The 1,476-nt window shown below is 40.6% G+C and carries 1 protein-coding gene; it reads right to left on the bottom strand.

What is annotated here, in order from left to right; genetic code table 11:
- Window positions 1–54: 54 nt before the first annotated feature.
- Entirely contained in the window at window positions 55–1,263 is a 1,209-nt protein-coding gene (locus tag PGZ10_RS16495; protein ID WP_117559543.1) for an IS110 family transposase, read from the bottom strand.
- Window positions 1,264–1,476 lie beyond the last annotated feature (213 nt).

Raw genomic sequence — 1,476 nt, 5'->3', positions numbered from 1 at the left:
GGTATCAAAATAAGACCACCACACCAGTGCTGGTCTGAAAATATTAGTGGATAATTAAGATTCAGGAAGAGATGAAAGATATTCTTTCACTCGTCCGTAGTAGATTCTTAGAAACTTGTTGGCACCTGCAGTCATATAGACATAGTAAGGCTTGCCTTGAGCACGTTTCTTGTCTAAGAACTGATAAACAGGATCATCTTGAGGATGTGTTTTAATTAGGACATCCATTACCTGAAATAAAGTCTTTCTAAGATCAGAGGAACCTCGTTTTGAGGTTGGAACACTTTTTTGTTCATAACTTCCAGATTCATTAACACCGGGATCTACACCGGCAAATGCAGTAATAGCACTTTTGTGAGTGAAACGGGAAACATCTCCGATCTCAGCCATCAACTGAGATCCGAGTGAAGTTCCAACACCTTTCATAGCCATAACGACAGGATATTCAGGGAGTTTGGATGCAGTTTCATTCATGAGAGTGCGTAGTGACTCAACAGTTGTAGAGGCACTGTTAAGCTGGTCCACAGCCTGTTTAATTATAAGCTTTGTAATGGCATCCTTTGGAAGTACAGGAACAAGTTCCTTTGCTTTTCCATAGATTTCTTCAGCTTTTGACTGACTGAAGTTGTACTTCTTGCGTTTGCACCAGTTTTGATAATGGTCGATAAAGGCATTCAGGGACACTTTACGGACACAGTCCACATGCCAGTATGTAGATGCAAAATCAACCCATTTCTGGCTGCCGTCACTGCGTGCAGGACTGTCAAAGTAAGTATTCACACCAGGATAGGTTTGGTCAAGGATGCCGATAAGATTATTTTTCATAGCCGTCTTGTGTTTCATGTAAAAGCCGAACTGACGATTCATGGTTTTGAGCTGATTGCGTAATTCATCCATAACATTATACTGTTTAAGATTTTGCCATTTGTCAAGTGCATATCGGGCAATCTTAACAGCATCTGCTTTATCAGATTTCACTTTGCGAAGCGAATCATTATCAAAGTCTTTGATAAGTTTTGGGTTAATGGCACTGACGAAAAGATTTGCCTCTGAAAGCTGATGTGCGAGGACTTCATAATAACGTCCTGTGTGCTCCATAACGATTCGGGACTCCCCTTCAACAGAGTTGATGAGTTCTACAAGTGAATGGATATCACTGGCTGTGTGTTTGATTTCGAAAGGTGTGGAAACAATTTCACCGAAAGGTCGCATGATAGCAACCATACTCTTACCTTTTGAAACATCGATACCTACTGCGTTCATAAATTTGTCACTCCTTAAGATTATTGCAATGGATAAATACCAGTTTTACTCATTGCCTATTCAATCTACTGTGGTGTGACTCCTGCATAAAACGAACGCTGCGAATGAGGAGCTGGTTATCAGTCTATTTTACGGACGCAAGGTCCAAGAATAAGGACGATATCCAATTGCTACCTACATTCTAACAGCTTAAGCAACAAGATGGATAATTCC

The sequence above is a fragment of the Coprococcus sp. AF102-57 genome (genome assembly GCF_027686195.1).
Classification (GTDB): domain Bacteria; phylum Bacillota; class Clostridia; order Lachnospirales; family Lachnospiraceae; genus Allocoprococcus; species Allocoprococcus comes.
The sequence above is the reverse complement of the archived record's forward strand: the minus strand, read 5'-3'. Positions and strand labels throughout refer to the sequence as shown.